Source organism: Neobacillus driksii (assembly GCF_013409995.1).
Lineage (GTDB): Bacteria > Bacillota > Bacilli > Bacillales > Cytobacillaceae > Neobacillus > Neobacillus driksii.
The window spans coordinates 177,408-202,455 of record NZ_JACCBX010000007.1 but is presented as its reverse complement, the minus strand read 5'-3'; the positions used below and the strand labels follow the sequence as shown (position 1 = coordinate 202,455).

At 37.2% G+C, this 25,048-nt stretch carries 28 protein-coding genes; all 28 read right to left on the bottom strand.

What is annotated here, in order from left to right; genetic code table 11:
• Window positions 1-51 precede the first annotated feature (51 nt).
• On the bottom strand, window positions 52-1,923 hold the full coding sequence (locus F4694_RS17120) for a sensor domain-containing phosphodiesterase (protein WP_179600135.1): 1,872 nt from the start codon (window positions 1,921-1,923) through the stop codon (window positions 52-54).
• Between the two features lie 188 nt (window positions 1,924-2,111).
• Window positions 2,112-2,915 carry a sigma-70 family RNA polymerase sigma factor gene (locus tag F4694_RS17115; RefSeq protein ID WP_179600133.1) on the bottom strand — a complete coding sequence of 268 codons (804 nt, stop codon included), beginning with the start codon at window positions 2,913-2,915 and terminating at the stop codon, window positions 2,112-2,114.
• A gap of 29 nt (window positions 2,916-2,944) precedes the next feature.
• Window positions 2,945-3,274 (bottom strand): hypothetical protein, encoded by a 330-nt coding sequence (locus F4694_RS17110; protein WP_179600131.1) that lies wholly within the window; start codon window positions 3,272-3,274, stop codon window positions 2,945-2,947.
• A gap of 13 nt (window positions 3,275-3,287) precedes the next feature.
• Window positions 3,288-4,178, bottom strand: coding sequence for a MinD/ParA family protein (locus tag F4694_RS17105; RefSeq protein WP_179600129.1), 891 nt, complete (start codon window positions 4,176-4,178; stop codon window positions 3,288-3,290).
• 1 nt (window position 4,179) lies between these two features.
• Window positions 4,180-5,553, bottom strand: coding sequence for a flagellar biosynthesis protein FlhF (flhF, locus tag F4694_RS17100; protein WP_179600127.1), 1,374 nt, complete (start codon window positions 5,551-5,553; stop codon window positions 4,180-4,182).
• Window positions 5,550-7,583: a flagellar biosynthesis protein FlhA gene (gene flhA / locus F4694_RS17095; protein ID WP_179600125.1), complete on the bottom strand. Its 2,034-nt coding sequence runs from the start codon at window positions 7,581-7,583 to the stop codon at window positions 5,550-5,552. The genes flhF and flhA overlap by 4 nt, the downstream gene beginning before the upstream one ends.
• The gene (gene flhB / locus F4694_RS17090; protein WP_179600124.1) at window positions 7,580-8,674 is read right to left on the bottom strand and encodes a flagellar biosynthesis protein FlhB; all 1,095 of its coding nucleotides are present in this window, start codon (window positions 8,672-8,674) and stop codon (window positions 7,580-7,582) included. Before flhB ends, flhA begins: the two co-directional genes overlap by 4 nt.
• A 4-nt stretch (window positions 8,675-8,678) precedes the next feature.
• On the bottom strand, window positions 8,679-9,449 hold the full coding sequence (fliR, locus tag F4694_RS17085; RefSeq protein ID WP_179600122.1) for a flagellar biosynthetic protein FliR: 771 nt from the start codon (window positions 9,447-9,449) through the stop codon (window positions 8,679-8,681).
• Window positions 9,450-9,458: 9 nt separating this feature from the next.
• On the bottom strand, window positions 9,459-9,728 hold the full coding sequence (gene fliQ, locus F4694_RS17080) for a flagellar biosynthesis protein FliQ (protein WP_179600120.1): 270 nt from the start codon (window positions 9,726-9,728) through the stop codon (window positions 9,459-9,461).
• A gap of 15 nt (window positions 9,729-9,743) precedes the next feature.
• Window positions 9,744-10,490, bottom strand: coding sequence for a flagellar type III secretion system pore protein FliP (gene fliP, locus F4694_RS17075; RefSeq protein ID WP_179600118.1), 747 nt, complete (start codon window positions 10,488-10,490; stop codon window positions 9,744-9,746).
• A 5-nt stretch (window positions 10,491-10,495) separates the two neighbouring features.
• Window positions 10,496-11,059, bottom strand: coding sequence for a flagellar biosynthetic protein FliO (locus tag F4694_RS17070; RefSeq protein ID WP_179600116.1), 564 nt, complete (start codon window positions 11,057-11,059; stop codon window positions 10,496-10,498).
• Between the two features lie 31 nt (window positions 11,060-11,090).
• The gene (locus F4694_RS17065; RefSeq protein ID WP_179600114.1) at window positions 11,091-11,948 is read right to left on the bottom strand and encodes a MotE family protein; all 858 of its coding nucleotides are present in this window, start codon (window positions 11,946-11,948) and stop codon (window positions 11,091-11,093) included.
• A 15-nt stretch (window positions 11,949-11,963) separates the two neighbouring features.
• The gene (fliJ, locus tag F4694_RS17060; RefSeq protein WP_179600112.1) at window positions 11,964-12,398 is read right to left on the bottom strand and encodes a flagellar export protein FliJ; all 435 of its coding nucleotides are present in this window, start codon (window positions 12,396-12,398) and stop codon (window positions 11,964-11,966) included.
• Complete coding sequence (gene fliI / locus F4694_RS17055) at window positions 12,395-13,723, bottom strand: flagellar protein export ATPase FliI (RefSeq protein WP_179600110.1); 1,329 nt, start codon at window positions 13,721-13,723, stop codon at window positions 12,395-12,397. The genes fliJ and fliI overlap by 4 nt, the downstream gene beginning before the upstream one ends.
• The gene (fliH, locus tag F4694_RS17050) at window positions 13,701-14,522 is read right to left on the bottom strand and encodes a flagellar assembly protein FliH (protein ID WP_179600107.1); all 822 of its coding nucleotides are present in this window, start codon (window positions 14,520-14,522) and stop codon (window positions 13,701-13,703) included. The genes fliI and fliH overlap by 23 nt, the downstream gene beginning before the upstream one ends.
• The gene (gene fliG / locus F4694_RS17045; protein ID WP_179600106.1) at window positions 14,509-15,516 is read right to left on the bottom strand and encodes a flagellar motor switch protein FliG; all 1,008 of its coding nucleotides are present in this window, start codon (window positions 15,514-15,516) and stop codon (window positions 14,509-14,511) included. The genes fliH and fliG overlap by 14 nt, the downstream gene beginning before the upstream one ends.
• Before the next feature lie 6 nt (window positions 15,517-15,522).
• Window positions 15,523-17,112 carry a flagellar basal-body MS-ring/collar protein FliF gene (gene fliF / locus F4694_RS17040; protein WP_179600105.1) on the bottom strand — a complete coding sequence of 530 codons (1,590 nt, stop codon included), beginning with the start codon at window positions 17,110-17,112 and terminating at the stop codon, window positions 15,523-15,525.
• Between the two features lie 30 nt (window positions 17,113-17,142).
• Window positions 17,143-17,436, bottom strand: a complete 294-nt coding sequence (gene fliE / locus F4694_RS17035) for a flagellar hook-basal body complex protein FliE (RefSeq protein ID WP_179600103.1) — start codon at window positions 17,434-17,436, stop codon at window positions 17,143-17,145.
• A gap of 11 nt (window positions 17,437-17,447) precedes the next feature.
• Entirely contained in the window at window positions 17,448-17,897 is a 450-nt protein-coding gene (gene flgC, locus F4694_RS17030) for a flagellar basal body rod protein FlgC (protein WP_179600101.1), read from the bottom strand.
• A 5-nt stretch (window positions 17,898-17,902) separates the two neighbouring features.
• Window positions 17,903-18,295 (bottom strand): flagellar basal body rod protein FlgB, encoded by a 393-nt coding sequence (gene flgB, locus F4694_RS17025; RefSeq protein WP_257029279.1) that lies wholly within the window; start codon window positions 18,293-18,295, stop codon window positions 17,903-17,905.
• A 189-nt stretch (window positions 18,296-18,484) separates the two neighbouring features.
• Window positions 18,485-19,156: a glucosaminidase domain-containing protein gene (locus tag F4694_RS17020; protein WP_257029278.1), complete on the bottom strand. Its 672-nt coding sequence runs from the start codon at window positions 19,154-19,156 to the stop codon at window positions 18,485-18,487.
• A 23-nt stretch (window positions 19,157-19,179) separates the two neighbouring features.
• On the bottom strand, window positions 19,180-19,440 hold the full coding sequence (locus tag F4694_RS17015) for a hypothetical protein (RefSeq protein ID WP_218895704.1): 261 nt from the start codon (window positions 19,438-19,440) through the stop codon (window positions 19,180-19,182).
• A gap of 352 nt (window positions 19,441-19,792) precedes the next feature.
• Entirely contained in the window at window positions 19,793-20,140 is a 348-nt protein-coding gene (locus F4694_RS17010; protein ID WP_179600095.1) for a flagellar protein FliT, read from the bottom strand.
• A 12-nt stretch (window positions 20,141-20,152) separates the two neighbouring features.
• Window positions 20,153-20,533, bottom strand: a complete 381-nt coding sequence (fliS, locus tag F4694_RS17005; RefSeq protein ID WP_179600093.1) for a flagellar export chaperone FliS — start codon at window positions 20,531-20,533, stop codon at window positions 20,153-20,155.
• A 114-nt stretch (window positions 20,534-20,647) separates the two neighbouring features.
• Window positions 20,648-21,547 carry a hypothetical protein gene (locus tag F4694_RS17000; RefSeq protein WP_179600091.1) on the bottom strand — a complete coding sequence of 300 codons (900 nt, stop codon included), beginning with the start codon at window positions 21,545-21,547 and terminating at the stop codon, window positions 20,648-20,650.
• A 354-nt stretch (window positions 21,548-21,901) separates the two neighbouring features.
• Window positions 21,902-22,516, bottom strand: a complete 615-nt coding sequence (locus F4694_RS16995; protein ID WP_179600089.1) for a flagellar brake protein — start codon at window positions 22,514-22,516, stop codon at window positions 21,902-21,904.
• A gap of 138 nt (window positions 22,517-22,654) precedes the next feature.
• Window positions 22,655-23,557 carry a flagellar hook-associated protein FlgL gene (gene flgL / locus F4694_RS16990; protein WP_257029277.1) on the bottom strand — a complete coding sequence of 301 codons (903 nt, stop codon included), beginning with the start codon at window positions 23,555-23,557 and terminating at the stop codon, window positions 22,655-22,657.
• Window positions 23,558-23,573: 16 nt separating this feature from the next.
• Window positions 23,574-25,016 carry a flagellar hook-associated protein FlgK gene (gene flgK / locus F4694_RS16985; RefSeq protein WP_179600087.1) on the bottom strand — a complete coding sequence of 481 codons (1,443 nt, stop codon included), beginning with the start codon at window positions 25,014-25,016 and terminating at the stop codon, window positions 23,574-23,576.
• Window positions 25,017-25,048: the final 32 nt, after the last annotated feature.

The following is a 25,048-nucleotide window of genomic DNA, read 5'->3' as shown; positions in this document are numbered from 1 at the left end:
CTAACGCAAATTATATATGATTTAGTTAGATGATTCAAAAATTTTTTATTCTTACCGTGAAAGATTTGCAACTAACTCTTCTAATTCATCGTCAGAAATCGGCTTACTAAACAAATAACCTTGAGCCTCGTTACAGTTGTTAGACTTAAGTATCCCAAGTTGTTCACTAGTTTCTACTCCCTCAGCAATTACATTTAATCCCAGATTCTGTCCCATTAACAGGATGGTGGTTGCAATATTTTCATCATCTTTACTCTTATCGATATCCTTGATAAAGGACCGGTCAATTTTTAAATAATCGATAGGGAACTTTTTCAAATAACTTAATGAACTATAGCCAGTTCCAAAATCATCGATGGATATATTTACTCCCATACCTTTTAGATTTTTTAAAATGGTTGTGGCTTTTTCAACATCCATCGTCATACTCTCGGTAATCTCAATTGTAAGACTGCTTGGGTTAATTCCAGATTCCTTCAGAATTTGGTCAATCACCATAATCAGGTTAGGCTGATAAAATTGCCGGATAGAAATATTAACAGAAATGGTCGAAATTAAGTAACCATTATCCTGCCAATACCTTAGTTTATGACACGCCGTTCTTAAAACCCATTCACCGATTGAAACAATTAATCCAGTTTCCTCAGCAATTGGAATAAAACGATCTGGCGGTATAAAACCTAATTTAGGGTTGTACCAGCGTAATAATGCTTCGACTCCGGTAATCCTACCTGAGGATAAATCGATAATTGGCTGGTAATGAAGTTTGAACTCTTGTTTATCCAATGCTTTTCTTAATTCATTTTCAATAAGTAAGCGCTCATTAGTCTTTTCATCCCACTTGGATTCATAAAATTGAAAGGTATTACTGCCTTCTTTCTTAGCCTGATTCAAAGCTACATCGGCTTTCCTCAGAAGCTCATCGGCGTTATTACCGTCCGCAGGAAAAAGACTGATTCCTATACTAGGTGTAACAAATATTTCATGACCTTCAATAGTAAATGATTTTGCTAAGACATTGTGTATTCGATTCGCGATAATCGTTACTTCATGTTTTGAAACATGGTCGATAAATATAGAAAAATTATCCGCTACTTGCCTTGAAACAATATCATTCTCCCGGGTACACTCTTTTAATCTCTCTGCAACAGCTTTTAGAAGCAGGTCACCAATGGAATGGCCTAAAGTATCATTAATTAATTTAAACTGGTTCAAATCAAAATACATAACTCCCAGCATTTTTCCATGTGTCTTCTTAAATAGGTTTATTGCAATCGTTAATTTTTCCTTAAATCGTTTTCGATTTGGTAATCCTGTTAATTCATCGTGAGATTTCAAAAAGATTATTCTTTCTTCTGCCTGGAAATGTTGAATGACCAATCTAATAAGGTTCGCAGCTTGGTCTATTATCTGTAAATCCCGTTCATCTGGCGTATTATGATAGTGATAATACATAGAAAAAGCACCTAAAAGATTTTGTTCATGGTCACGGATAGGTTTGGACCACCAAGCTTTGAATCCATATTGCAGCGCCTTGTCTTTACAATCACTCCACATTGGAGCAGCTTCAATATTCGAAACGACAACTCGTTGTTCTAAGTATAATGGATGCTTTTCGTCCTCATTTCTCGAATCGCTTAGTATATCATTTATGTAATCATAATAATCTACAGGAAGCTTAGGTGCAGAGTGTAAAAAGAAAGTATCTTTCTCCTTATCAAATAGATATATGGAACATATACCTTCACCAAAAATCAGTTCAAACTGAATATTGATTGTATCTAATATCTCTTTAAGGGAGAATTTCTTTTCAATCAACATAGCGATCACTTTTTTTTGCACATTAACGATAGCTTCTAAATTGTTTTTTTCTGTTGAAACTTTTGCATAGAGTGATTTGTAAAATTCAATTGTAGATTTCATTATAATTTCAATCATCCTTATTTAATCATCGTTGTCTAATTTGTGCCACATGCCCCATAAGGAACAATTGGTAAATATATATGAAAATCCGAATAGTATAATTATCGGTAAAACGCTCTCATGGTTTAGGTAAGAACCTAAAAAAATAAAAAAAAACACCCATGATAAGTGAGTGCTTAGAAAATTCATTATAAAAAGGAGTCTAGTGAAAAGCCTTTTGCTTCAAAATTTTTACGCATCCTAAGAATGGCTTGCGAATGAATTTGAGAAATCCGTCCCTTTGTTAGACTCAGAACCTCTGAGATTTCCACTTGAGATAGACCCTCATAGTACATAAGCGTAATAACCAATCTTTCTTTTTCAGACATTTTATCAATGGAGTTTGCTATTAATCCCCTAAATTCGTCCATTTGGATTTTAGCATCCTGGGAGATGGCGCTATTATCTGTGATATGATCGATTCTGCTATTCTGCTTTCCATCCTCATCGTTAACTTTCATAGGTTCATTAAGAGAAAGTAACGTTGACACAGATAAGGTAGCCATTGCCTGATCCACTTCCTCAATGGAAAGCTTTGTATACTCGCTTAATTCTTTTTCAGATGGTGTTCTCATTAGGGATTGTTCCAAATCGCGAAAAGCAGAATTTAGTTGTTTTGCTTTTTCCCTTAATCCACGGGGAACCCAGTCCATTTGACGTATTCCATCAAGCATTGCTCCTTTAATGCGCCACAGTCCAAAGGTTTCAAATTGATATCCTTTTTTATAGTCAAACTTCTTTATGGCTTCGATCAATCCAATATAGCCCAATCCTGTTAAGTCTTCCTTTTGAATAATATGCTGCGGGATACTTGAGCCCAATCGATTGGCCATTTGGTCAACCAAATGCAAATATTGCTTTACAAGCTGATCTTGCGATTTAGGATCTTGGTTTTCTCGATAAGCCTTCCATAAAGAAAAGTGCGGAATGGTTTCTTTCACAGCCGGTCTCAACAATTATCCCCCCTATTTTTGAGTCCATTTTATTTACCGTTCCCTTGATGATGTAAAGAGTGGAGAGGAACAGCTTGGAAACCCGGTTCTTCCGTCAACTCTTCAACCTTGGGATGATCTTTTTCAATTTCACTGTTATTTTCAACTACTAGTTTCGGTTCCTCTTCCAGCGAGACATTCTTGTTCCCAGCCAATTGTTTCAAAATAAAGCTTAGAACAAATCCTAGTAAAAAAAATATGATAAATCCTCCAATTGCTCTAAAGAGAGAAGTTTGCCATGTATTGTTAAGAAACGAGAATAAATAGGTAAAAAGAAATGCTATAACACCCATTGTCATATTAATCTTCAACTTAGCCAACATATAAAACCTCCTATTGTGTCAGTTTCCCGAAAGAGATTACTTTTTCAAAAAAGCCGCGAATCCCTTTTGGTTCCACCGTAAGAGAGCTTGAATCTATATCAGGTAAATAGGTATTGACTATTTGTTTGATTGTTTTTGATGCCGCACAATTTGGGTACGATATATAAAACGGTATTTGTGAAATGACCGACTTTCGTACATGATCATCTTCCATTAAAAAACCTAAACTGTTTAACTTGATTTTTAAAAAGTTACTGCAAGCATTTTTTAACGTTCTTGCGGTTTCAACAGCTTCTCGATAAGATTGGGCACGATTCACCACTAAATGTAACTTTGGCACTTGTGGAGAAAATTGTAATACTGTTTTTACGACAGCGTAAGAATCGGCGATGGCCGTAGGTTCAGGTGTTGTAACCAATATCGTTTCGTCGGAAGCTAAGATAAAATCAACCAGTTCTTTTGATATACCAGCTCCGGTATCAAGTAAAATAAAATCTGCGTAAGCTTGCAGTTTTTGAATTTGCCTCCAAAAATACCAAAGTTTGTTTTGGTCAAACTCCATCAAATCCTGTATTTCAAGACCACCGGATATATATTCAATTCCATATGTCCCTTTTTGAATGATATCCCAGATCTCTTTCTTCTGATATAAAACATCTATTAGACTATAACGCGGTGAAACTCCCATAAGAATATTAATATTAGCAGTAGATAAATCCAAATCTAAGATAACAACTTTTTTCCCTGCTCCTTGCAGGGCAAGTGCAAAGTTTAAAGTAAAATTAGATTTACCTACTCCGCCTTTTCCACTTGTAATCGTAATAACACGAGAGGACTGGGGTATCTGCTGCTTATCATTATAGCGAGACATATATTCTCTTAGACTTTGAGCTTGATCCATCTTACTTTTCCTCTCCTAGTAGGAGTCTTGCAAGTAGAGTAGGATCAATTCTTGTAATATCTTCTGGTACACTTTGTCCATTCGTGATATACGCTAACTGATACGGGTATTTATAGGCTATATTTAGAATAGAACCGTAGCTGCTGGTCTCATCAAACTTTGTTAGTATTAGTTTCTTAATAGGACTTTCTGTGAACTCATTCAGCAAAAGTTCTAAATCCTCATATTTTGTTGTTAAGCTTAAAACCAAATAATTTTCACTATTAACCGAATGATTGATAAAGCCATTGATTGATTCACGGTATTGGACTTCTTTGTAATTCCGTCCCGTTGTATCCATATAAATAAGATCAAAATGTTCTAGTTTACGCAAGACGGTATCTAGCTCATTTGCAGAATGAACCACTTCAATTGGAACATTTAAGATTCCTGCATACATTTTTAACTGTTCTACTGCAGCAATCCGATAGACGTCGGTTGTAATTAGTGCAACCCTGCGTTTTTGTTTTAAAATTTGTTCAGTAGCTAGTTTTGCAATGGAAGTGGTCTTTCCGACTCCGGTTGGACCAATTAAATTAATCATACGTGTAGTTTCATTTATGTTTGTTGAATCACAGATTCTTTTTCTAAGAATCTCTTCTATAATGTTAAGAATCTCTTTTTTAATAACATCCTCACTCATGTCATTAACAGACTCATTCTGTTTTAAAAGATTATTGACAATAAAACTATTAACAATATATTCAATGACTTCCTCCGTTACACCCTGTTTTCTCAATTGGGATAAGTGGGTGAGCAACCCTGAAGGGAGATTGTTTCCTTGTTTTTCCCCCATCAACAATGTCATCATCATTTTTCTCATTTGTTTCATTTCAGTGAGTAACTCATTTTCCACTGCTCCCGACTCTAACTTTTGTGGTGCTTGTACTAGTTTTACCGTTTCGGTCCGTGGCGGTTGTGGTGCATTTGCTTCTTTAACACTTTCTCTTTGTTCTGTTTGAATTTGTTGTTCTTTATTTTCTTTAACTGATTCAGGCTGCGAATATAATTGATATAGCTTTTGAGGGTTCTTATGGAAAACAGAATTTTGTTTTTCTACCTCATCAGGTTTTATGATTTCTTCCCTTAGTTTCTCTTCAATGGGGTCAATTTGTTTTTCAATTGGTTCAATCTTTTTCTTTGGAGGTTCTTGCACAACCTCTTCCTTATCCATTGTATAGGCAGTGACTTCATATTTCTGTTTCGTAAAAAATCCAAATATCCCACCCGTATTAATTGCTCTTGTATTTACAATAATGGCGTTGTCACCCAATTGCTGCCGAACCATTTTCAAAGCTTGTGGCATGGTATCTGCGATTATCTTTTTTGTTTTCATATGTTTACCACTCCTATACTTTGGATTTCGATATCTGGTTCTAGTTCTGTGTAAGCAAGTACGGGTACTGTCGGCATAACCTTATCAACAAACTGTTTCAAATACATCCGAATAGATGGTGAAGTAAGGAAAATTGGCTGTCCCCCTAATTTGACCACACGTTCAATCTGTTCATGTAATTCTTCAGTAATCTTGCGAGAAATTTGAGGATCCATGGATAAATACTGCACCCCAGCTTCTGATTGCTGGATGCTATCAGCAATTCCCTTTTCTAGCGTTGCTCCTGCTGTTAACACATTTATAACTCCATCTTCGGCATATTGTTCAGTAATTTGACGGGTTAACGATTGACGAACATATTCAGTTAACACACGGTGTTCCTTCGTATAAACAGCAAAATCAGCCAATGTTTCAAAAATTGCAGCCAAATCACGGATTGAAATTTGTTCACGAAGCAGATTCTGCAATACCTTTTGAATATCTCCAACGGATAATAAACCTGGAACAAGTTCATCCACCAGATTCGGGTGTCGTTCCTTAAGGTTATCAATTAACTCTTTCGTTTCTTCTCTGCGCAATAATTGATACGCATGGCGTTTTAAGACTTCCGTTAAATGTGTAGCTATCACAGATGGAGGGTCAACGATAATATATCCCATTAACTCAGCTCTTTCTCGAGCCTCCATATTGACCCAGACAGCTGGTAAACCAAATGCTGGTTCAACAACATGGATACCCTCTATTCCATCCTCTTCCACACCTTGACTCATCGCCAAAAAGTGATCAAGGTAGACCTCGCCAGAAGCAATCCGATTGCCACGGAATTTAAGGACATATTGGTTAGGTGTTAATTGCAAATTATCTCGAATCCGAATGGTTGGTATTACTAAGCCTAATTCGATGGCAAATTGTCTGCGAATCATTACAATCCGATCAAGTATGTCCCCGCCTTGCTTTTGATCTGCCAGTGGGATTAATCCATAGCCAATTTCCAATTCCAGTGTATCCAGTTGAAGCAGATTAATGACTTTTTCTGGACTTCCGATATCCTCAACAGGTTCTTCCATATCAGCTTGTTCTTGTAAAATTTCTTGCTTTTTGATTGAATTTTGTAGTGTATATCCACCGAATGCCAGTAATCCTGCAATTGGAAAGGTAAGGAAGATTCCAATCGGTGTAAAAATCCCAAGAACTGAAATGGTACCAGCAACAATATATAGAAGTTTTGGGTAGCTGAAAATCTGCCCCATAATGTCTGAACCGAGACTGCCGTTTGTTGCTGCTCGTGTAACAGTAATACCTGTCGCAGTTGAAATTAATAATGCAGGTACCTGACTGACTAGTCCGTCCCCGACTGATAATAGAGTGAAAGTGCTAGCAGCTTCAGCAAAGCCCATTCCATGAATCGTCATACCGATAATGAAACCGCCAATAACGTTAATAATAAGGATAATAATACCGGCAATCGCATCGCCTTTAACAAATTTACTTGCACCATCCATTGCTCCATAAAAATCGGATTCCATTTCAATTTTTCGGCGGCGGTCGCGAGCATCCTTATCGCTAATTAAACCTGCGTTCATATCCGCATCAATACTCATTTGCTTTCCTGGCATCGCATCCAATGTAAAACGTGCTGCAACCTCTGCTACCCTCTCAGACCCCTTTGTAATGACGATGAATTGAATGACAACGAGGATTAAGAAAACGACAAAACCGATGACAGCATTCCCGCCGATAACAAATGACCCAAACGTTTCAATAACCTCTCCCCCATCCGCATGTGACAAGATTGAACGAGTGGTTGACACGTTCAATGCCAAACGGAAAAGAGTAGTCAACAAGATGGCTGTTGGAAAAATGGAAAACTCCAACGGTTCTTTTGTATTCATTGCCACTAATAGAATCATCAGTGACACGGAAATATTGATAATTAACAAAAAGTCCAATAATAGCGTAGGCATCGGGATAATCATCATCGCAACAATTAAGATTACAACCAACAAAACAGAAATATCTTTTGTCTTCATGCCATCATCCCCTTATAGCGGCCTTCTTGATAGTAAACATACGCTAAAACCTCTCCTACTGCATTAAATAGTTCCTCTGGAATTGTCTCACCTATCTCCACGGCAGCAAACAGTGCTCGTGCGAGCGGTTTATTTTCGACGGTCATAATTTTATGTTCTTTTGCAATTTCTTTAATTTTTAAGGCAACATGGTCCTGGCCTTTTGCAATTACCTGAGGTGCGTCCATGGTTGCAACATCGTAGCGAATGGCTACGGCAAAGTGTGTTGGATTGGTGATGATTACATCGGCCTTTGGCACCTCTGCAATCATGCGGTTCATTGCCATTTGACGTTGTTTTGCCCGCCTTTGTCCTTTAATAAAAGGATCACCTTCCATTTTCTTGTGTTCATCCTTAATATCTTGTTTTGACATCCGGATTTTTTTTTCAAATTCAAATTTTTGATACATATAGTCGGCAATAGCCATGACAAACAAACTGGCTGAGACGAAGAGACCAATCTTTATGACGAGAGATCCTATGAAACTAGTAGCATCCCAAATGTTTTTTTCGCCTAATTGAAATAATTCGCCTCTATTATTCCAAATTAATAGATATGCCACAATCGAGGTGACAGCAATTTTAAAAATCGACTTTAAAAGTTCCACAATCGACCGCAAGGAAAATATATTTTTGGCCCCTTCAATCGGGTTAATCTTTCCAAGATTCATTTTAAGTGACTCCGTATTAAACATAAATCCTACTTGTGCATAGTTAGAAACAAATCCCGCGACTAGAACAACTACAAATATAGGGGCGATCAAAATCGCTGAATCAAACAAAAGCTGATTAAAAAGCAACTGAGTACTTTTTATTGAAAGGTTCCATAATAAATATTCCTGAAAACTATGACGATAAATATTTAAACATCCTTCAATAAAACTTTTTCCTCCGACAATAAAAAAGCCAAAAGTAATCAACAATGTTAAGGCGGCAGAAACTTCCTGGCTCTTCGCAACCTGCCCTTTTTTCCGCGTTTCGCGCCGCTTATTCGGTGTCGCTTTTTCTGTTTTTTCATCCGCAAAAAACTGCAGGTCTAGACGAAGTAGCATCTGGTTATCCCCCCATTATGTTCAGTATCGAATACATGGCTTCATACATATTTTCAAAAAGCACCTTCAATAAGTAAAAAAGGCTAGGCAAAATGACGATATAAATCAAAAAGTGAATGAGAATTTTGACAGGAGGAAAAATCACAAATATATTCATTTGTGGAACCGTTTTGGCCATGATTCCTAAGCCAACATCCACTAAAAACAATGTTCCCACGATGGGCAGAGCCATCATAAATCCAATCAAAAACATCTTCACTAAACTTTCTAAGAAAAAAGTAGAGATTGTACCATCCATCCAAGCTGGCACTAAATCTTGTAAACTGATCCAATCAAAGCTTGCCAATATGGCTTGAATAATTAAATGATGACCATTGGTTGCTAGTAAAACCAAGATTGCGAGTATATTTTGAAACTGTCCTGTGAGCTGTGTGTTTGTCCCAAATGTAGGGTCATATAAATTAGCCATGAAAAACCCTATTTGAAAGTCGAGAAGCGATCCAGCAAATTGCACTGCATACATAAAGATATTGGCGACCATCCCTAGTACAATGCCAACAAAAAACTCTTTTATAATTAATAGAATAAGTGCACCCTGAGATAAGGACTCAAACTGTTCTTTCACCACACCCACACATAGGAAACTTAAGACGATACTAAAGCCAATTTTGTAGATCACGGGTATTTGCCTGCCGGAGAAAATTGGTGCAGTAAGCATGAACGTTGTAATCCGAACAAAAATCAGTAAAAAAGTCCACCAGGCAGTTTCATCCATGGGGATCACCTACCCGACAAACTGCGAAAGATTACCCAATAGATTCTGAGTAAAATCAACCACATAATTCAGCATCCACGACCCAAAAAATAGAATCGTTAAAAATACTGCTACTATTTTGGGAACAAAGGCTAATGTCTGTTCCTGGATTTGAGTGGTGGCTTGAAAAATACTAACTAACAATCCAACCACTAAGGCTACACCGGCAACGGGAGCAATGACAATTAATATCGTATAAATGGACTCTTGAGCAATTCGTAGAATGACTTCTGTTGTCATGGATTACACCTCTTCTTAAAAACTCATAAGTAATGATTTAACGATTAAATTCCATCCATCTACCAAAATAAAAAGTAAGATTTTAAACGGAAGCGAAATCATTACTGGCGGCAGCATCATCATCCCCATGGACATGAGAATACTAGCTACAATCATATCGATAACCAGAAACGGAACAAAAATCATAAATCCCATTTGGAAGGCTGATTTAAGTTCGCTTATTGCAAAGGCAGGTACCAAGGCCGTTAATGGGATATCGTCGATACTCTTCGGCTTGTCCATTTTTGCATAATCCATGAATAACGCCAGGTCTTTTTCTCTTGTATGTTTGGTCATAAATTCTTTAAGTGGAGCACTTGCTGTATCAAATGCTTCTTGTTGTGTCATTTTTCCGTCCATAAATGGCTGAAGGGCATCTTTATTCACTTCAGAAAAAGTCGGTCCCATCACAAAAAAAGTCATAAACAGGGCTAAGCCCACGATTACTTGGTTTGGCGGCATTTGCTGCGTACCTAAGGCAGTCCGGACAAATCCCAATACAACTACGATCCTTGTAAAACAAGTCATTAACACTAAAAAGGATGGTGCAATCGACATTACGGTTAATAAGATGATAATTCTTAGTGTGTTAGAAACCTGACCTGGTTCATTTGAACCCAAATCGATTCCTGGCAGAATCGACCCAACGGAATATTCCGCATGTGCTATCGAATAGATACCAAATGTAAGGAGCGGAACTAAGAAGGCAATTTTTTTAATCATCGTTCCTACACCTCATCGTTCTCGCGCTGTATTTTTTTTATTTGTTTTTGTAAAATGGAACTCCATTTTTGAGTAGAATCCTTAAAAAACTCTGATGGTGTAAGGGTATCTGCTTGATTTTCATAACTTTTTAACAGATGCTGGTACTCGTCACCTTCAGAAAGAGTCCGGACGAGTGTAACGGTATCCCCTACCCCAACAATATAGATGGTTTTTCCAATCAGGAGAATTTGCAAGGAGCGATTATTACCGAGCATATGATTACCTAATGGAATAATGGAACCATTTGATTGGGATCCAGTGCTGCGTTTAGAAAGAAAGCGGAGTAACGCAAACAATAATCCAATCACCAAAAGGAAAGAGAAAATAAATTTTAAGAATAGCGGGAAAATAGAAGATGACGAACTATTCATTTCTTTATCCGATGCTGGTGTCGTTTTCACCTCATCCTTATGAATAGAGTCATAGACGGAAGGTTCAGCTGAAGATTTCGGTTCTTCGGCGTGAATAGTAGTTTGAAAAGATATTAGATTTATAAGCATAACAAATAACAACATGAGGTATTTCATGATTTTCTCCTTCCTTGGAGTCCTGAGCGATTTATTTTAAATTGGCTGTAATTTGAGCCGCTGTAGTTGCATCGGTCTTTGCAATTTCCGTTAAGATTTGGGAACGACTTGCGGTCGTAAGGTTTTTCAAAATCTCGTAAGCTACTTGTGAATTTGTACTCATCATCGATTGGATAATACTGGCTGACTGTGCCGGGTTCATTCCAGCAATTGTTTCTGATAATGCGGTTGTTGGATTTTCTTGTTTTTTAACAAGTTCTCCTAATTGTTCTTTCACCAATGCAGGATCGGTCTCCACTATCATGACCGCATCTCGAAGCACGGTTGTCACCTGTGCTGCTTTCTTCGCATCCTTCATACTTCCAATGATACTGCTTTGTAGATCTTGTTCTAGCTGCATCAATGTATATACAGCTTCATCTAAAGACATGTTCTGTAACATTAATGCTGCTTTAGATGGGGAAATATCAGCATAAATAGCAGCTACTTGTTCCATTTGCTTCTTGGTTTCCTCGTTCTGCTTGGTTTCCATTTGTAACTGTAATTCTTGGTTACTCTTCTTTAATTCATTTAGACCTTCTTGATTAGAATCTATCTGTTTTTTCAAACTCTCAATTTCAAGATCCTTTTCCTTCAGTTTCTCATCTGCACTAAGGTACTGCTGCTGCCAGTACTCAGCGTTTTCTGGGGTTTTCGCTAAAGCTTTTGTCTCACCTTCTGGAATAATCTTACTAATAATAGGAAGTGAGCTTCCCCATTCCTTCATGGTTTGCCAAACTGGAACTCCCATAAAATTCACAGCAGTACCAAGTACTACAATACATATAATGAACGGAATAACGCCTATGTAAAAAAAAGAGGCTAATTTTCCGCGAGTTTTCTCTACCATCTAGTTATCCCCGCCTTATATTCTTCGTGCATTCCGCAGCACTGCCATTTCATCCAAAAAAGCTTGTTCTTTTTGATCCATCTGTTTTTGAAAAGCAGCCGCTGATTTTGCCTTCCATTGGTCCCAAATTTTTGCTTCCTGCGTTTTTTCGATGAGGGTCTTATGTCTTTCTTCTACCTCATGGAGAATTTGTTCTGATTTTTGCTCAAGTTTCTTCAATTGTAAATTAACATGTTCAATTTCATGCTGAACCTCTAATATTTGCCATACTGGTTTTCGATTCATATCATTGTACTGATTGAAGATTTTTTCTTTTTCCAATGCTAAATCCTCGAGTTGTTCCTCAACTTTTATTTGTTTAAGCTTGCTTGTTCCAAATTCCTGCTCAGCAATTTCTTTTTGTTTTTCTTTGAAGTCTAGCACTTTTTGATAGGAAAATTTATATTTCATCGCATAATCGCTCCAAATTGAGATGTTAATAAGGTTTGAACATCCTCTAACTGTGAACCTTCATAAATACCTTGCCGCAAGAAATTATCCATTTGCGGTTTTAAACGCATGGCCATATCAATTTCTCGATTGGAACCTTTTTTATAAGCACCAATATTAATTAAATCTTCAGCTTCGTTATAAGAAGCCAGGAGCTTTTTAAAATTTCGGACAGCATGTAAATGTTCATCTGAGGTAATTTCTGTCATAACCCTGCTCGCACTATTTAAAACATCAATAGAAGGGAAAATTCCCTTTGCCCCGATTGCACGACTTAAGATGATATGACCATCCAAGATACCTCGCACAGCATCAGCAATTGGTTCGTTCATATCATCCCCATCTACCAACACCGTATAAATGGCAGATATGGAGCCCTTTGGTCCTGTACCAGCCCGCTCAAGGAGTTGTGGAAGCATGGCAAATACCGAAGGTGTATACCCTTTTGTCGTCGGCGGCTCCCCTATTGCCAGTCCAACCTCTCTTTGTGCCATTGCAAATCGGGTAACAGAATCCATCACTAGGAGGACATCTTTCCCTTGGTCACGAAAATATTCAGCAATCGATGTAGCCGTTAAGGCGCCTTTAATTCGAATTAAGGAAGGCTGATCCGATGTCGCCACAATCACGACCGATTTTTTTAACCCTTCCTCACCTAAGTTTTGCTCAATAAAGTCAAGAACCTCTCGCCCTCGTTCTCCAATTAAGGCAATGACATTAACATCAGCTGTTGTATTGCGGGAAATCATTCCCAGCAAGGTACTTTTTCCGACACCGCTTCCTGCAAAGATTCCCATCCTCTGACCTTTCCCCATCGTTAGAAGCCCATCAATGGTTCTTACCCCAACACCTAATGGAGATTTAATTCTCGGTCTAGATAGGGGATTAGGAGGTTGTGCATGAGTCGGAACTTCCTCTAATCCTAGCGGAAGTGGCTTTCCATCAAGAGGCTGACCTAATCCGTCCAGGATTCTGCCCAGTAATTGGTGTCCGGCTTTCACCGTCATCGGCTTTCCACTGGCAACAACATCACATCCTGGACCTATCGATCTTACCTCTCCGAGCGGCATTAACAGAACCTTGTTTTCTCGGATTCCAACAACTTCAGCTTGAATCGGCTCCTGAGATCCTGAGGGATATATGGAACACATTTCTCCAATTCTTACATCTGGTCCCTGTGATTCTATGGTGAGTCCAATAATTTGGGTGATTTTTCCGTTGACACGTACAGGGTCCATTCCCCGCACCAATTTGACATAATGATCAGCTGACAACATTTTGGTCATTCACCCTTCTTGCCTCTAAAATTACCTTTTTTACTTCTTCTAGTTGTGTATCAATTCGGGCATCAACACTACCAAATGCCGTACGAATCACACAGCCCTTAGATGAAATCGATTGATCCGGGAAAATTTTAATTTCGGTTTCTCCATTTACCACTGCTACGAGGTGGGAGCGTTGTGCTTGAATAAAATCAAAATCACCAGGATGAACACACACCGTAATGGATTCTTTCTCCTTCACTCGGAGAATATGCTGTTTGATAAGCTCGATAAATTTATCTGGAGATTCATCAAGTTCCTGTTTAATAATTTGAGAGGCAATCACCGTGCTTAATTCCAACAAAAACGGTTCTGCTTCAGCAATGATTTCTTCTTTTTGCTGATAAGCCTGATTTAGTAGACACTGAATTTGTTCCATTTTCTCACGGTATTGCTGTTTAAGCTCATTTTCAGAGTCTTTCCGGCCTAGCTCAAATCCTTCTTGATACCCTTGCTGTTTAGCTTCAAAAGATAAATCCTCAAGTTGCTTTTGGTTTTCTTCCCACCATTGATTTACCTTAACCTCTGTTGCTTCTTCAATCGACTGTGCCTGTTTCCGTGCGTTATTAATGATCGCTTGTGCCTCTGCTTGTGCCTCTTCCAGCATTAAATGAACTTGATGGGAGGTTCTCTCCTCTTCCTCATTATGTGAGGGTAGCGGAGATTCTCCGTCAAAAACAAATTTTACTGTCGGCTGTGAAATGATTTTGACATCATTCATGATTGAAAGCTGTGAAGCCTTGAAAACTTTAGAATAAGACATCCGTGCCACCTCGAGAAATCACAAGCTCACCAGATTCTTCTAATCTACGAATAACAGAAACAATTCTTCCTTGTGCCTCTTCGACATCCTTAACCCTAACAGGTCCAAGATATTGCATTTCCTCTTCGAAGGTTTCCACCATACGAGTGGACATATTATCAAAGATGACTTTCTTCACATCAGGACTAGAAGCTTTCAATGCAAGCATAAGATCTTGATTTTCAACTTCTTGAATCACACGCTGAATGGCACGTTTATCAAGATTAATAATGTCTTCAAAGACAAACATCCGCTTCTTAATTTCCTCTACCAGTGATTGATCTTTCATTCCGAGGTTCTCTAAGATACTCTTCTCTGTCGAACGATCCACCCCATTAAGGATGGTAACAATCGACTCAATTCCACCAACCACACTGTAGTCTTGACGTACCGTTTGGGCTAGTTTCTGCTCGAGTATATTCTCTACTTCCTTTATCACTTCAGGTGATGCCTGCTCTAATAAGGCAATTCTCCTAGCAACATCAGATTGTAGTTCCTCAGGCAGTGATGCCAGAATATAAGAAGATTGCTGCGGCTCTAAATGCGCTAAAACAAGTGCAATGGTTTGCGGGTGCTCATTTTGTAAAAAATGATAGATTTGAGTTGCATCCACACGACGAGCAAAATCAAATGGTTTAACTTGCAATTGTGAGGTTAACCGTTGAATAATTTGAACCGCTTTGTCTTTACCTAAGGCATACTCTAATACAACCTGGGCATAGCTAATACCGCCCATTGACAGATAATCTTGTGCAATACACATTTCATGAAATTCATTTAATACTTCTTCTTTTTCTTGTGGATCCACTTTGTGTATATTAGCAATTGCTAGGGTTAATTGTTCGATTTCCTCATCAGGTAAATGGTTAAACACCTTAGAGGAAGCCTCTTTTCCCATTGATATAAGCAATATTGCTGCTTTTTGTTTACCACTCAATTTATAGGCAGTCGCCATAGGGAATTACGCCTCCTCTTCATTTAGCCAAGTTCTAATAACCTTTGAAAAATCTTCTGGTCTTTGATCAAGCAATTTCTTCAATTGACTTTGGACATCTAATTCCTGCTCAGCAAAATAATCTGGCTCTTCCACAGGTTCAATAAATCCAAATTCTTCTTCGTCTTCCTCTTGTTCTTTCTTCTTCCTTCTCATTACCAGCCAAGTGCCCCCGCCAACCAGAAGGATTCCTGCTGCCGCTGCAGCAACGATATACATCCAATTTAATTCTGTTTTACTTTCATCTGCACTGTTCTGTGCAAAAGCATGTGGGAATACCGTAATGCGCTGGTCAATTTCTTCTTGAGACATTTCAGGATGTCCGAGAGCCGTACGAACGGTATTCGCGACAATATTTTTGATATTGTCTTGAGTCGTTTGCGGCAGTTCATTTGGTGAATCCGGTGAAGATTGAACACCAACATTTATCGTGATATCTTCTATTTGATACGGACTTTTGATAATTTCGTTGTTAATTCTATTAACCTCATAGTTAACCCGTTCTTGAAGATTTTCATAACTGCTGTCACCAGAAGATTCACTGCCTGTATATCCAGGAACATCTTCTTCTCCTGTTCCCACTACTCCGCCAGCACTTCCTCCAGCCCCGGTAGATGTTGTTGAATCCTTTTCTGAACTTATTACAACACCCTTATCACTATCTTCTGATGGCTTTACTAGATTCTCTTGAACTTTAACTTTATCAAAGTTTATTCGTACAAACGTATGAACGTAGACTTTATCAGTTCCCAAAATTGTTCCTAACAGACTTTGAAGGTTCTTTTGAATATCACGTTCAACATTTTGTTGAATTTTCCGCTGTTCACTAAATTTATCTAATGACTGATCGTCACTATCGCTCTCCTGCATTTCCAAGGTTTCACTGTATTGATTCATAATGGTAATGTTTTCAACTGGTAGATTTGGAACACTTCGTGATACCAATGTATAAAGTGCCTTCACCTGCTGAGAACTAAGTTTACTTCCTGGTTCTACCTCAACCATTACGGATGCACTAGCACTATCTTCTTCCTCTGAACGTACAAACACAGAGTCTTCAGGCATCGTTAAAATAACCTCTGAACTTTTGATACCATCTACATTTGTCAGCACTTTGGCCAATTTGTTCTGCATGGCTTCGCGTTCTAAAATGTCATATTGTCGATCCGTTGCGCCAAACGAAAGATTTTCTCCAAATATATCAAAATTAATTTTGTTATCTTTTGGATATCCAGCAGAAGCTAAATTAACTAAAAGGTCAGGTGCTTCTTTCTCTGGAACCAAGATCATTGTCCCGGTATCTGAAATTTTATAGTCTGTAAATCCTTGACTATCAAGTTCGGCCTTAATATCCCCGACTTCACGTTGTGACAATTGTCCCGTATACAATGGGATATACTCTGTTTTAGACGCAAAAAAAATAAAGGCCGATAGGGAAATAATTAGGAATAAGAAGGTCCCTATTATCATCCCTTTTTGTTTAGAACTACGTGCACCCCAATAACTGCTGAAGAGTTCTTTTGTATGTTTGATTTGATCTATCCATGATCGCTTCATTTCTCACCCTGCCCAGCTTTCTATCATTCTTTAGAATTGCATTCTCATTATTTCTTGGTAGGATTCTACTGCTTTATCCCGAACGGTAACGGTAAGTTCCAATGCTAACTTTGCCTTTTGTGAGGCGATGGTTAAATCATGGATATTATCAACATCACCAGCAGCAGCTTTAACAGTTAGATTCGAAGCCTGTTTAACCGTTGCATCAACATTATTTAAGTAGCTTTGCAGTACATTAGAAAACGATGTTTGTGGTTTATTTGTTTCAATTTTTTGAAAAGGATTTTGATTTAGTTTGATTGAGTTTAATCTTGAAATTTCCATTTACTTCACTCCTAACGACCAATATCTAACGCTTTTAACATCATTGATTTTCCTGTATTAAAAGAAGTTACATTTGCTTCATAGGCTCGTGATGAAGCAAGTAAATCAACCATCTCTTTAGACAAATCTACATTAGGAAGTCTCACATATCCTTCTGCAGTGGCATCAGGATGTGTTGGTTCATAGACTAATTTAAAAGGTGTTTGATCATCAACAATTCCGGTTACCCGAACACCTTGCAAGGAATTTTGTGATTGTTTTTGTAATTCTCCATTTAATACCTGGTTAAAGGATTTTTCCCTGGGCTCCATTGCAACCATTTTCCGGCGATAAGGTTCCCATTCTCCATTTACTAATTTCCCTCTGGTTGAAGATGCATTAGCAATATTTGAAGAAATAACATCCATCCTTAAGCGCTGAGCAGTCAGTGCAGATGCACTTATATTTAATGAATTAAACATAGCACTTAACTCCTTCCTTTAATCGCGATTGATAAATGCTGAAATTCACTGGTAAGCTGCTGTGTTAACGTATAATACCATAATGCGTTTTTCCCCATATTGGTCATTTCAGCATCAACATCCACATTATTACCATTATTCTGCATAACGGTCTGTGTGTCTTCTACCGTTATGGCTTTGGGTATGTAGGACGGTTTCCCAATTCCAATATGACTGGCGTTTGTTTGCTTACCGACAAAATTGGACTGAGTGGATATATGTTGTTTTAAAATATCTTCAAAAACTACATGTTTAGCTTTATATCCAGGCGTTTCTGCATTTGATAGATTATTAGAAATAACTTGCTGCCGTAAGCTAGATGCGTTTAATGCAGATTGCAGGAGGTTGATATTTGTCATAGTGATGTCCCTCCATCTAAATTTATTTGATATATTTTGATTACTATCAAAAAACAACTTCAAACAATTTTACAATATAAAAGGCATGATTATCTATCATTAATTTGTATTGTCATAAGTTTGACAGGAAATAATGAAAATACAATCCATTAGACATATGTTCATTTCCACTTAGTAAAACACGAATTGCTACGCTTTCAATTGATTTAAAAATCGAGTAACACCAGTAACCCAATGGTTATTTAAGTTGGTTGGGTCATTGGCTGCTCCTATAGGCGCATATTTTGCCCCAATTTGTGAAATACTCGATAACCCTTCACCCAAGTAATTTTTACTTAAATTTCTAGCCATATCCATAATGCTTTCCTCGACTGATGCATATGATTTCAAACCATTTTTGCCCATCATCCCTGCCACATTATTTTTTTCGTTTGCAGCTTTTGATGTGCCGTTTCCTGTTTCATGTATCGCAACAGCAGCCAGTAAAGCAGGATCAATATTATGCTTCTGCCCTGCTCGGACAATTGCCTCGCCCATTCCAGTTAATTTTCTATCCAAAACTTGATTGATTTTTTCAGGATGAATATATTGATATCGAAATGGCTCACCAGTACTAATTGGCATCGCAGGCATATTACTATAAGGGTTAATAGAACTATATAAATTTAAATCAAAAGAATTAATCTTTGGCTGGGCGGTATCTGGTAAATGCAAATCGTTTCCGTTTAATAATTGATTTAAGACCTGTGAAAAAAGCTCACTAGCTTCAGTTTGTGAAGTTAGCTTGTTTCTTAAACTTTCACTTCTATATAATGAATTGACAAGCATATTTTTTGTAAACCAATCATCACCAATAATCAAGAATATGCCTCCATCCTGACAATTTACTGAATATAATTCTCTATTATTTCGCTAACATCCGTTAATACATCGTCCGTTAACATTGATATATAGGTTAATTTTCCATCATCAATTTTCGCTTCCACTAAAATGATAGTATTTTGTTCCTCATCCCGTTTTAAGGCTAAAATCTGTTTTTCTCTATAGACGATATTTTTTATCATATAGTAGGTCTCATTCAATGGATTACCAATCGTTATTTTGAGTGGTTCTGAGAAAAAAGGCCTATGTATTTTATAATCCATTAAATGATAAATTTTAGTTTGATTTCGTTCATTAATGAAAAAATGCTGCCTCCGGGACATGAAGATCTTCCTCTCCGCTAACTACAGTTTCCTATATTTATAGTTTATTATGCCACTATTATGATAACTTTACTTACAAAAACAGACAAAAATCTTACAAAATCGTTTTAAAGTTACAGGAATAAGACAATAACGACAGGAATATGTCGAATTGTTACTTATTTATTTAACCATAATTAGTTAAAAATTCATATGGTATTTTTGAAGGAATATATAGGATTATTTAAATTTAGTTTGTAAATATAATAAAAAAATATAAAAAAACGTGTGTCCATATTTTGGACACACGTTTTTATTTTGATTTATCCACAAATACCCCATACGTTTGTTTACTATAAGGCTGGTATTTCTTCGAAACTTGTTTGTTATTTTTCAGTTGATTTAATGACAGTTGATTTTTATCTTTTTCATTCTGCACAAGAGAAGTTATTTGCTGATCTATAAGAATAATCTCTTCAAAAATCGTTTTGGCTTTAGCTGAATACATGTAATCAGAGTAGTTAGCTTTCCTTTCATCAACAGCAATCATCATTTCATTTCGTTTGGATAAAAGTTCCTCGAATTCCTCAATGTTTTCTTCCATTAGTGCTTTGTGCATTTGAACAGTTGTTTCATACATATCTTCAATCAATTCATCCATTCGCTTTTGTACCTATTCCTTTATTTTTGCTTGTTTCATAGCTGTTGCCCATGTTTCCATTAACTCTACAGCATAACCTTCTACTTCTTCTAGTATTTCTGTGCTTTTTTTAATATTTGCTTCAATTAATCGAAACTTCATGAAATCATATAATGAAAGTAATGATTCCGAAACTTCGTACCCCTTTTTTAAGGTAACCATTAGTTCACTTAGGATATCTTGTGCTCTTACATTATTCTTATTTGATTCCTCAAAATTATTTTTTTGAAGAGCGTTTTTGGACAAACGGATAAACTTTACCATTCCTTGATATAACATCAACGTTAAATCTTCCGGTTTAGAGGTAGTAACTGCTTGTCTTTGATAAGTTTGATATGGATTATTTAATGTCATGATGCTTACTCCTTTCTAAATCCAGTTTAATAGTTTATTTATCGGTCGAAATCAAAAATAGTTAAGGGTAAAAAAATAAAAAGCTATTCCATTGGAATAACTTTTTAATATACATTAACTACCCACTTGGACTACTACGCCGGAACCGTCTAGGATATAGTTAAGTCGTTGATTATACGATTTAAGATTTTGAATTTTGGCTGCATCCCCTAGCTGGCTAAAGGTCATAATTTCTTTTGCTAATTTTCTAACCTCAGATTGGAGTTCGTCATTACGTCTTTTTTCAAGAGCTACCTGTTCCTCCATGGCCGCTAACTTTTCTTTGAGCGCCTTTTTCTCGAGATCACTTTCTAACTTTACATTTTCAATTTGTTGAACAGCATCCTGATTTTGAAGCGCCATATTTGTCAATTGATACAAGCTTCGAAGAAGTTCATTTAATTGAATTCCCGGGAGCTGCTGCACATTTGTGATTAGACCCGATAAAATATCCAACAAGTCGTCCGTATTTCCCTGATTGTTTTGATTCACTGAGATTTCAACTGGAGTGTTCTCAATGATTTCAGCTGATAATACAGGAACATCATGTTGTGAAATTGTCGTAAACTGATATTTAGGGCTCGCTTTTTGTTTCTCTTCTTTTTTCTTTACAAGTGAATAATATTTATAATTTACTGATTGATAGCCTCGATTAATAAGTTGAGCAATTTCATCTAAGATTTCGGTAATATTGAGTGCTCCTTCTTCCTGGCGATCAGTAATATATTGAAACATGAATTCAATTTCGTCCTTTGTCCACTTTCGATTAATTTTTTTTGTGGACTGTGAAGCAGGATTCAACATTTCAGCATACTTCATCGTTAAAATCATCAAAAAGTTAAAATAAAATATTAATTTACCCTTGTTTAAAGAATATTTTAATTCTAGATTTTGTATATATTCATCTTCGGAATGACCAATTTTCTGATTGATAATACCTTCTTTTATTTCAAAAATGGCAGTTTTCAAACTCATATGATTACCTCCCGCAAAACTTTTTCTTTTCTAATAAATATTCTGACTCATTGTGTTCACATGATTGTACTAATTTTTCAATAAAACTCTTACCTTAGATCTTGATTTATTATAACGTTCGTATCAAAGAGGTTTTTTTTGAGGGTGTACATCAAATAAAATCAAATATTTAAAAAAAGTAATGCTGAGTTTTTCAATCTACTATATGAAATCTATCAAACTATATGTTCATTATACATTTTTTGTAAAGATATGCAAATTTATTTGAAGGAATTTTTCAAATATTGAATCGACTTCTATTGACAAAAAATGTCGAAGAAAAAAGCCCCCATATGAGGACTTTACAGTATGTATTCACTTCGTCTTTAACCGCATTTGACGCTGTTTATCAAAACAGTATCGTGTGATTTTCTCCTGATCGCCTTGGTTCAATTTAGTGAAAGCGATCGCCACATTTTTTCTTTCTTCATTTGCATTTCTGCTGATACGCTTCACAATTCCTTGAAAATGAACATCTTCTAATTCACTTGGAATATGCAGTATTCCTGAAACAACTTCTCCGTAAATAATTTCAAAACTTTCTTTGCAGGATACTTGGATACCACCTGCACTTATGTCCACCGTCGTTACTTCACTATCTTTTAGCATGATAGGCAAATTGGCTTTTACGCGAAAATTATTCCTTCGCTGGATTTTTTTTATATCCTCTTCTTTCGGTTTAACTAAGCGAAACAATGGCATATTATCATTTTTTCTTCCGAGAATCGTCGTCTGAAATCTATATAAATGCTCATCTATTGAATAGATTAAATAGACGATAGTCCCCCTTGGAAGGAGTCCTAAAATGGTTAAATCCATAGGGAAGCCTATTAAAATTTCTTTCTCACCAATCTCTGCAACAATCGTTCTAAAGTTTTTGTCTGTCCCTTTTATTTCAAGTAAAATATTTTGATTCACTTTTGGATACATTGATAAACTTCCCCCCTGCTGTCTCATAGAGTAATTGATCGAGATAAAATGTTTTTTATCGGAAAAACTGTAATCATTTACCTTTTGTCTACAAAAAAAAGGCTGACACCCATGTTTGGCAGTGTCACCCCAAGAAAATTATCGTAAGAAATCAACTAAGGATGGCTGAATGATTTTCGCTCCTATAGATAAAGCAGCCCGTTGCACATTCTCTTGCGCCTTTAGATCAATAATAACACGTGCAATATCAACATCTTCTTCCTTTGATAAAAGGCTCGTAGTGGATACTTCTAACCCCTCAAGTCTAGAGATACTTAGTTCTATACGATTCATCCTTGCTCCCAATTCTGCTCGATGTCCAAGCAAGTTATCCATTTGGCTGTCTAGTTGACTTAAATCGTCATTATCACTGCCAGTTGGATTTTTGAATTCAGAAACGATATCAGATAAAACCTTAAAGATTCCACCATTGCTATCATTGTTAAAGATATCTTTACCAAGAACATTTATGGAAACACTGTTATTTGGACCAACTTGTAAGCTTAAGCTTTCTTCACTCGTATTTCGAAATTCTTTTGAAGAGTTCGGTATTGTTGCATCTTCACGATAGGGAGGTGTTTTCACATCAGTACCCGCAAAAACGAACCTTCCACCAAATGTCGAGTTTGCAATTTCTCCTAAATGCGCTTTTAATTGGTCAATTTCTTCGGCAATTGCATTACGGCCACTTTCATCATTTGTGCCATTTTTGCCTTGAACAGTTAACTCACGCACCCGCTGCAATACTGAGGTTACTTCGCCAAGGGCTTCATCTGTTGTCGACATCCATGAAAGTCCTTCATCGGCATTCCTTTTATATTGATCTATTTCATTTAGTGTGGAACGGTAATACATCCCACGAACTGCTGTAACAGGATCGTCCGATGGCCTGCTAACCTTTTTACCTGTCGAAACCTGCTCTTGATATTTCTCCATCGTTCGATTGGTTCGCTCTAAATTAAAGATTAAATTATGATTCAGCATATTTTGAGTTACTCGCAACGTTCTATACCACCTTTTACAATCCTACTCGACCCATACCGTTAATGACTTTTTCCAAGCATTGATCCATGACCGTTACCATTCGTGCAGCTGCATTGTACGCCTGCTGGAATTTAATCATATTGGCCATTTCTTCATCTAACGAAACCCCTGATACGGATAATCGTCTATTTTCTACCTGCTGGACAATGACTTCTGTGTTATCTTTCATTCGCTGCGCTTCCTGTGAATCAATCCCCAACTGTCCGATAATATTACGGTAAAAATCATCCATGGTGGATGTACTGTCAAGAAATGAAAGACTACCATCCATTTTAATATTCGCGATATCAAGGGCATTTTTCCCATTTCCGGCGGAAGATTGTCCAAGAGATTCCTCGTTTGCAGCTGCAATTAAGTTTAATGACTTCATGATTTCAGGATTTACCTTTAAATCCTGTGCGGAGGTGCCAATAAAAAAAGGTACTTTATTGTCTGAAACTCCATTAATATTGTCTAAGTTCAAGCCACTTTCGTGAACGCTATTGACCGCATTCGCAAAGGTCATTGCTAAACTATTTATCTTATCCTTCATCGTAGGAATGATGGATTTAGATTCGCTCCCAACAACCCCATACGATTCCATGACACCCAATAATTCCCCGGATTCTAAGTTTATATTTTTTCCTGCAATCTTTATTTCTGAAGGATTCACTAGGCCGCTCACCGGATCATAGTCAACACTTATGCTATTGGCCTTTTGACCTGAAACCAACAATGCACCATCTACGGAGACATCTACCATGCCATTGTTAGTTGAGGTGACCTTAACATCCACTAATTTGGATAATTGATCAATCAGGACATCACGCTGGTCGTACAAATCATTCGGTTCATAACTGTTTGGAACCAAACGCGCAATCTGATCATTAAGGCCGCTAATCTGTGTTGCCAGCATATTAATTTCTTTCGTTTTCGTGATAATAACGTCCTTGAGTTCACTTTGCATTGTGTTTAAGGAATTCAAAATATGATTAAAGGTTTCGGTTACCGCTACCCCTTTTTGCCTGACAACTGAACGAGCAGCTGAACTATCTGCATTATTGGATAAATCCTGCCACCCTTTCCAAAACTCATCTAACGTATGTGCCAAAGCTTGATCAGAGGGCTCATTCATCAGCTCTTCAATTTTGGTAAGAGTATCACTTTTAGCTTCCCAGTAGCCGAGCTTTTGGTTTTCACCGCGCAATTGGACATCTAGGTATTCCTCCCTTAGACGCACTAGTTTGGTAACTTCTACACCCGTTCCTAATTGGTACTTGTTCAGTGAAAGGGCATTTGTTGCCTGCATTTCAACACGCTGACGTGTATAACCCGTAGTGTTCGCATTGGCAACATTGTGTCCGGTTGTAGACAGGGCTGCTTGTTGGGCAAAAAGAGCTCTTTTTCCCAGCTCTAAGCCATGAAAAGTTGAAGTCATGCTGTTCCCTCCTTTATCTTAACCTAATATTC

Bases quoted from the DNA above. Each gene is read 5' to 3' on its own strand.
- F4694_RS17000 (WP_179600091.1), bottom strand. From the start codon at position 21,547: ATGAGTTTGAAAACTGCCATTTTTGAAATAAAAGAAGGTATTATCAAT.
- flhA (WP_179600125.1), bottom strand. From the start codon at position 7,583: ATGAAGACAAAAGATATTTCTGTTTTGTTGGTTGTAATCTTAATTGTT.
- fliQ (WP_179600120.1), bottom strand. From the start codon at position 9,728: ATGACAACAGAAGTCATTCTACGAATTGCTCAAGAGTCCATTTATACG.
- flhF (WP_179600127.1), bottom strand. From the start codon at position 5,553: ATGAAAACAAAAAAGATAATCGCAGATACCATGCCACAAGCTTTGAAA.
- fliF (WP_179600105.1), bottom strand. From the start codon at position 17,112: ATGAAGCGATCATGGATAGATCAAATCAAACATACAAAAGAACTCTTC.
- fliP (WP_179600118.1), bottom strand. From the start codon at position 10,490: ATGATTAAAAAAATTGCCTTCTTAGTTCCGCTCCTTACATTTGGTATC.
- fliS (WP_179600093.1), bottom strand. From the start codon at position 20,533: ATGACATTAAATAATCCATATCAAACTTATCAAAGACAAGCAGTTACT.
- fliR (WP_179600122.1), bottom strand. From the start codon at position 9,449: ATGGATGAAACTGCCTGGTGGACTTTTTTACTGATTTTTGTTCGGATT.
- flgK (WP_179600087.1), bottom strand. From the start codon at position 25,016: ATGACTTCAACTTTTCATGGCTTAGAGCTGGGAAAAAGAGCTCTTTTT.
- F4694_RS17105 (WP_179600129.1), bottom strand. From the start codon at position 4,178: ATGGATCAAGCTCAAAGTCTAAGAGAATATATGTCTCGCTATAATGAT.
- F4694_RS17120 (WP_179600135.1), bottom strand. From the start codon at position 1,923: ATGAAATCTACAATTGAATTTTACAAATCACTCTATGCAAAAGTTTCA.
- F4694_RS17010 (WP_179600095.1), bottom strand. From the start codon at position 20,140: ATGGATGAATTGATTGAAGATATGTATGAAACAACTGTTCAAATGCAC.
- F4694_RS17015 (WP_218895704.1), bottom strand. From the start codon at position 19,440: ATGGATTATAAAATACATAGGCCTTTTTTCTCAGAACCACTCAAAATA.
- flgB (WP_257029279.1), bottom strand. From the start codon at position 18,295: ATGACAAATATCAACCTCCTGCAATCTGCATTAAACGCATCTAGCTTA.
- fliG (WP_179600106.1), bottom strand. From the start codon at position 15,516: ATGGCGACTGCCTATAAATTGAGTGGTAAACAAAAAGCAGCAATATTG.
- fliJ (WP_179600112.1), bottom strand. From the start codon at position 12,398: ATGAAATATAAATTTTCCTATCAAAAAGTGCTAGACTTCAAAGAAAAA.
- flgC (WP_179600101.1), bottom strand. From the start codon at position 17,897: ATGTTTAATTCATTAAATATAAGTGCATCTGCACTGACTGCTCAGCGC.
- F4694_RS16995 (WP_179600089.1), bottom strand. From the start codon at position 22,516: ATGTATCCAAAAGTGAATCAAAATATTTTACTTGAAATAAAAGGGACA.
- F4694_RS17065 (WP_179600114.1), bottom strand. From the start codon at position 11,948: ATGGTAGAGAAAACTCGCGGAAAATTAGCCTCTTTTTTTTACATAGGC.
- F4694_RS17070 (WP_179600116.1), bottom strand. From the start codon at position 11,059: ATGAAATACCTCATGTTGTTATTTGTTATGCTTATAAATCTAATATCT.
- fliI (WP_179600110.1), bottom strand. From the start codon at position 13,723: ATGACCAAAATGTTGTCAGCTGATCATTATGTCAAATTGGTGCGGGGA.
- flhB (WP_179600124.1), bottom strand. From the start codon at position 8,674: ATGCTACTTCGTCTAGACCTGCAGTTTTTTGCGGATGAAAAAACAGAA.
- fliH (WP_179600107.1), bottom strand. From the start codon at position 14,522: ATGTCTTATTCTAAAGTTTTCAAGGCTTCACAGCTTTCAATCATGAAT.
- fliE (WP_179600103.1), bottom strand. From the start codon at position 17,436: ATGGAAATTTCAAGATTAAACTCAATCAAACTAAATCAAAATCCTTTT.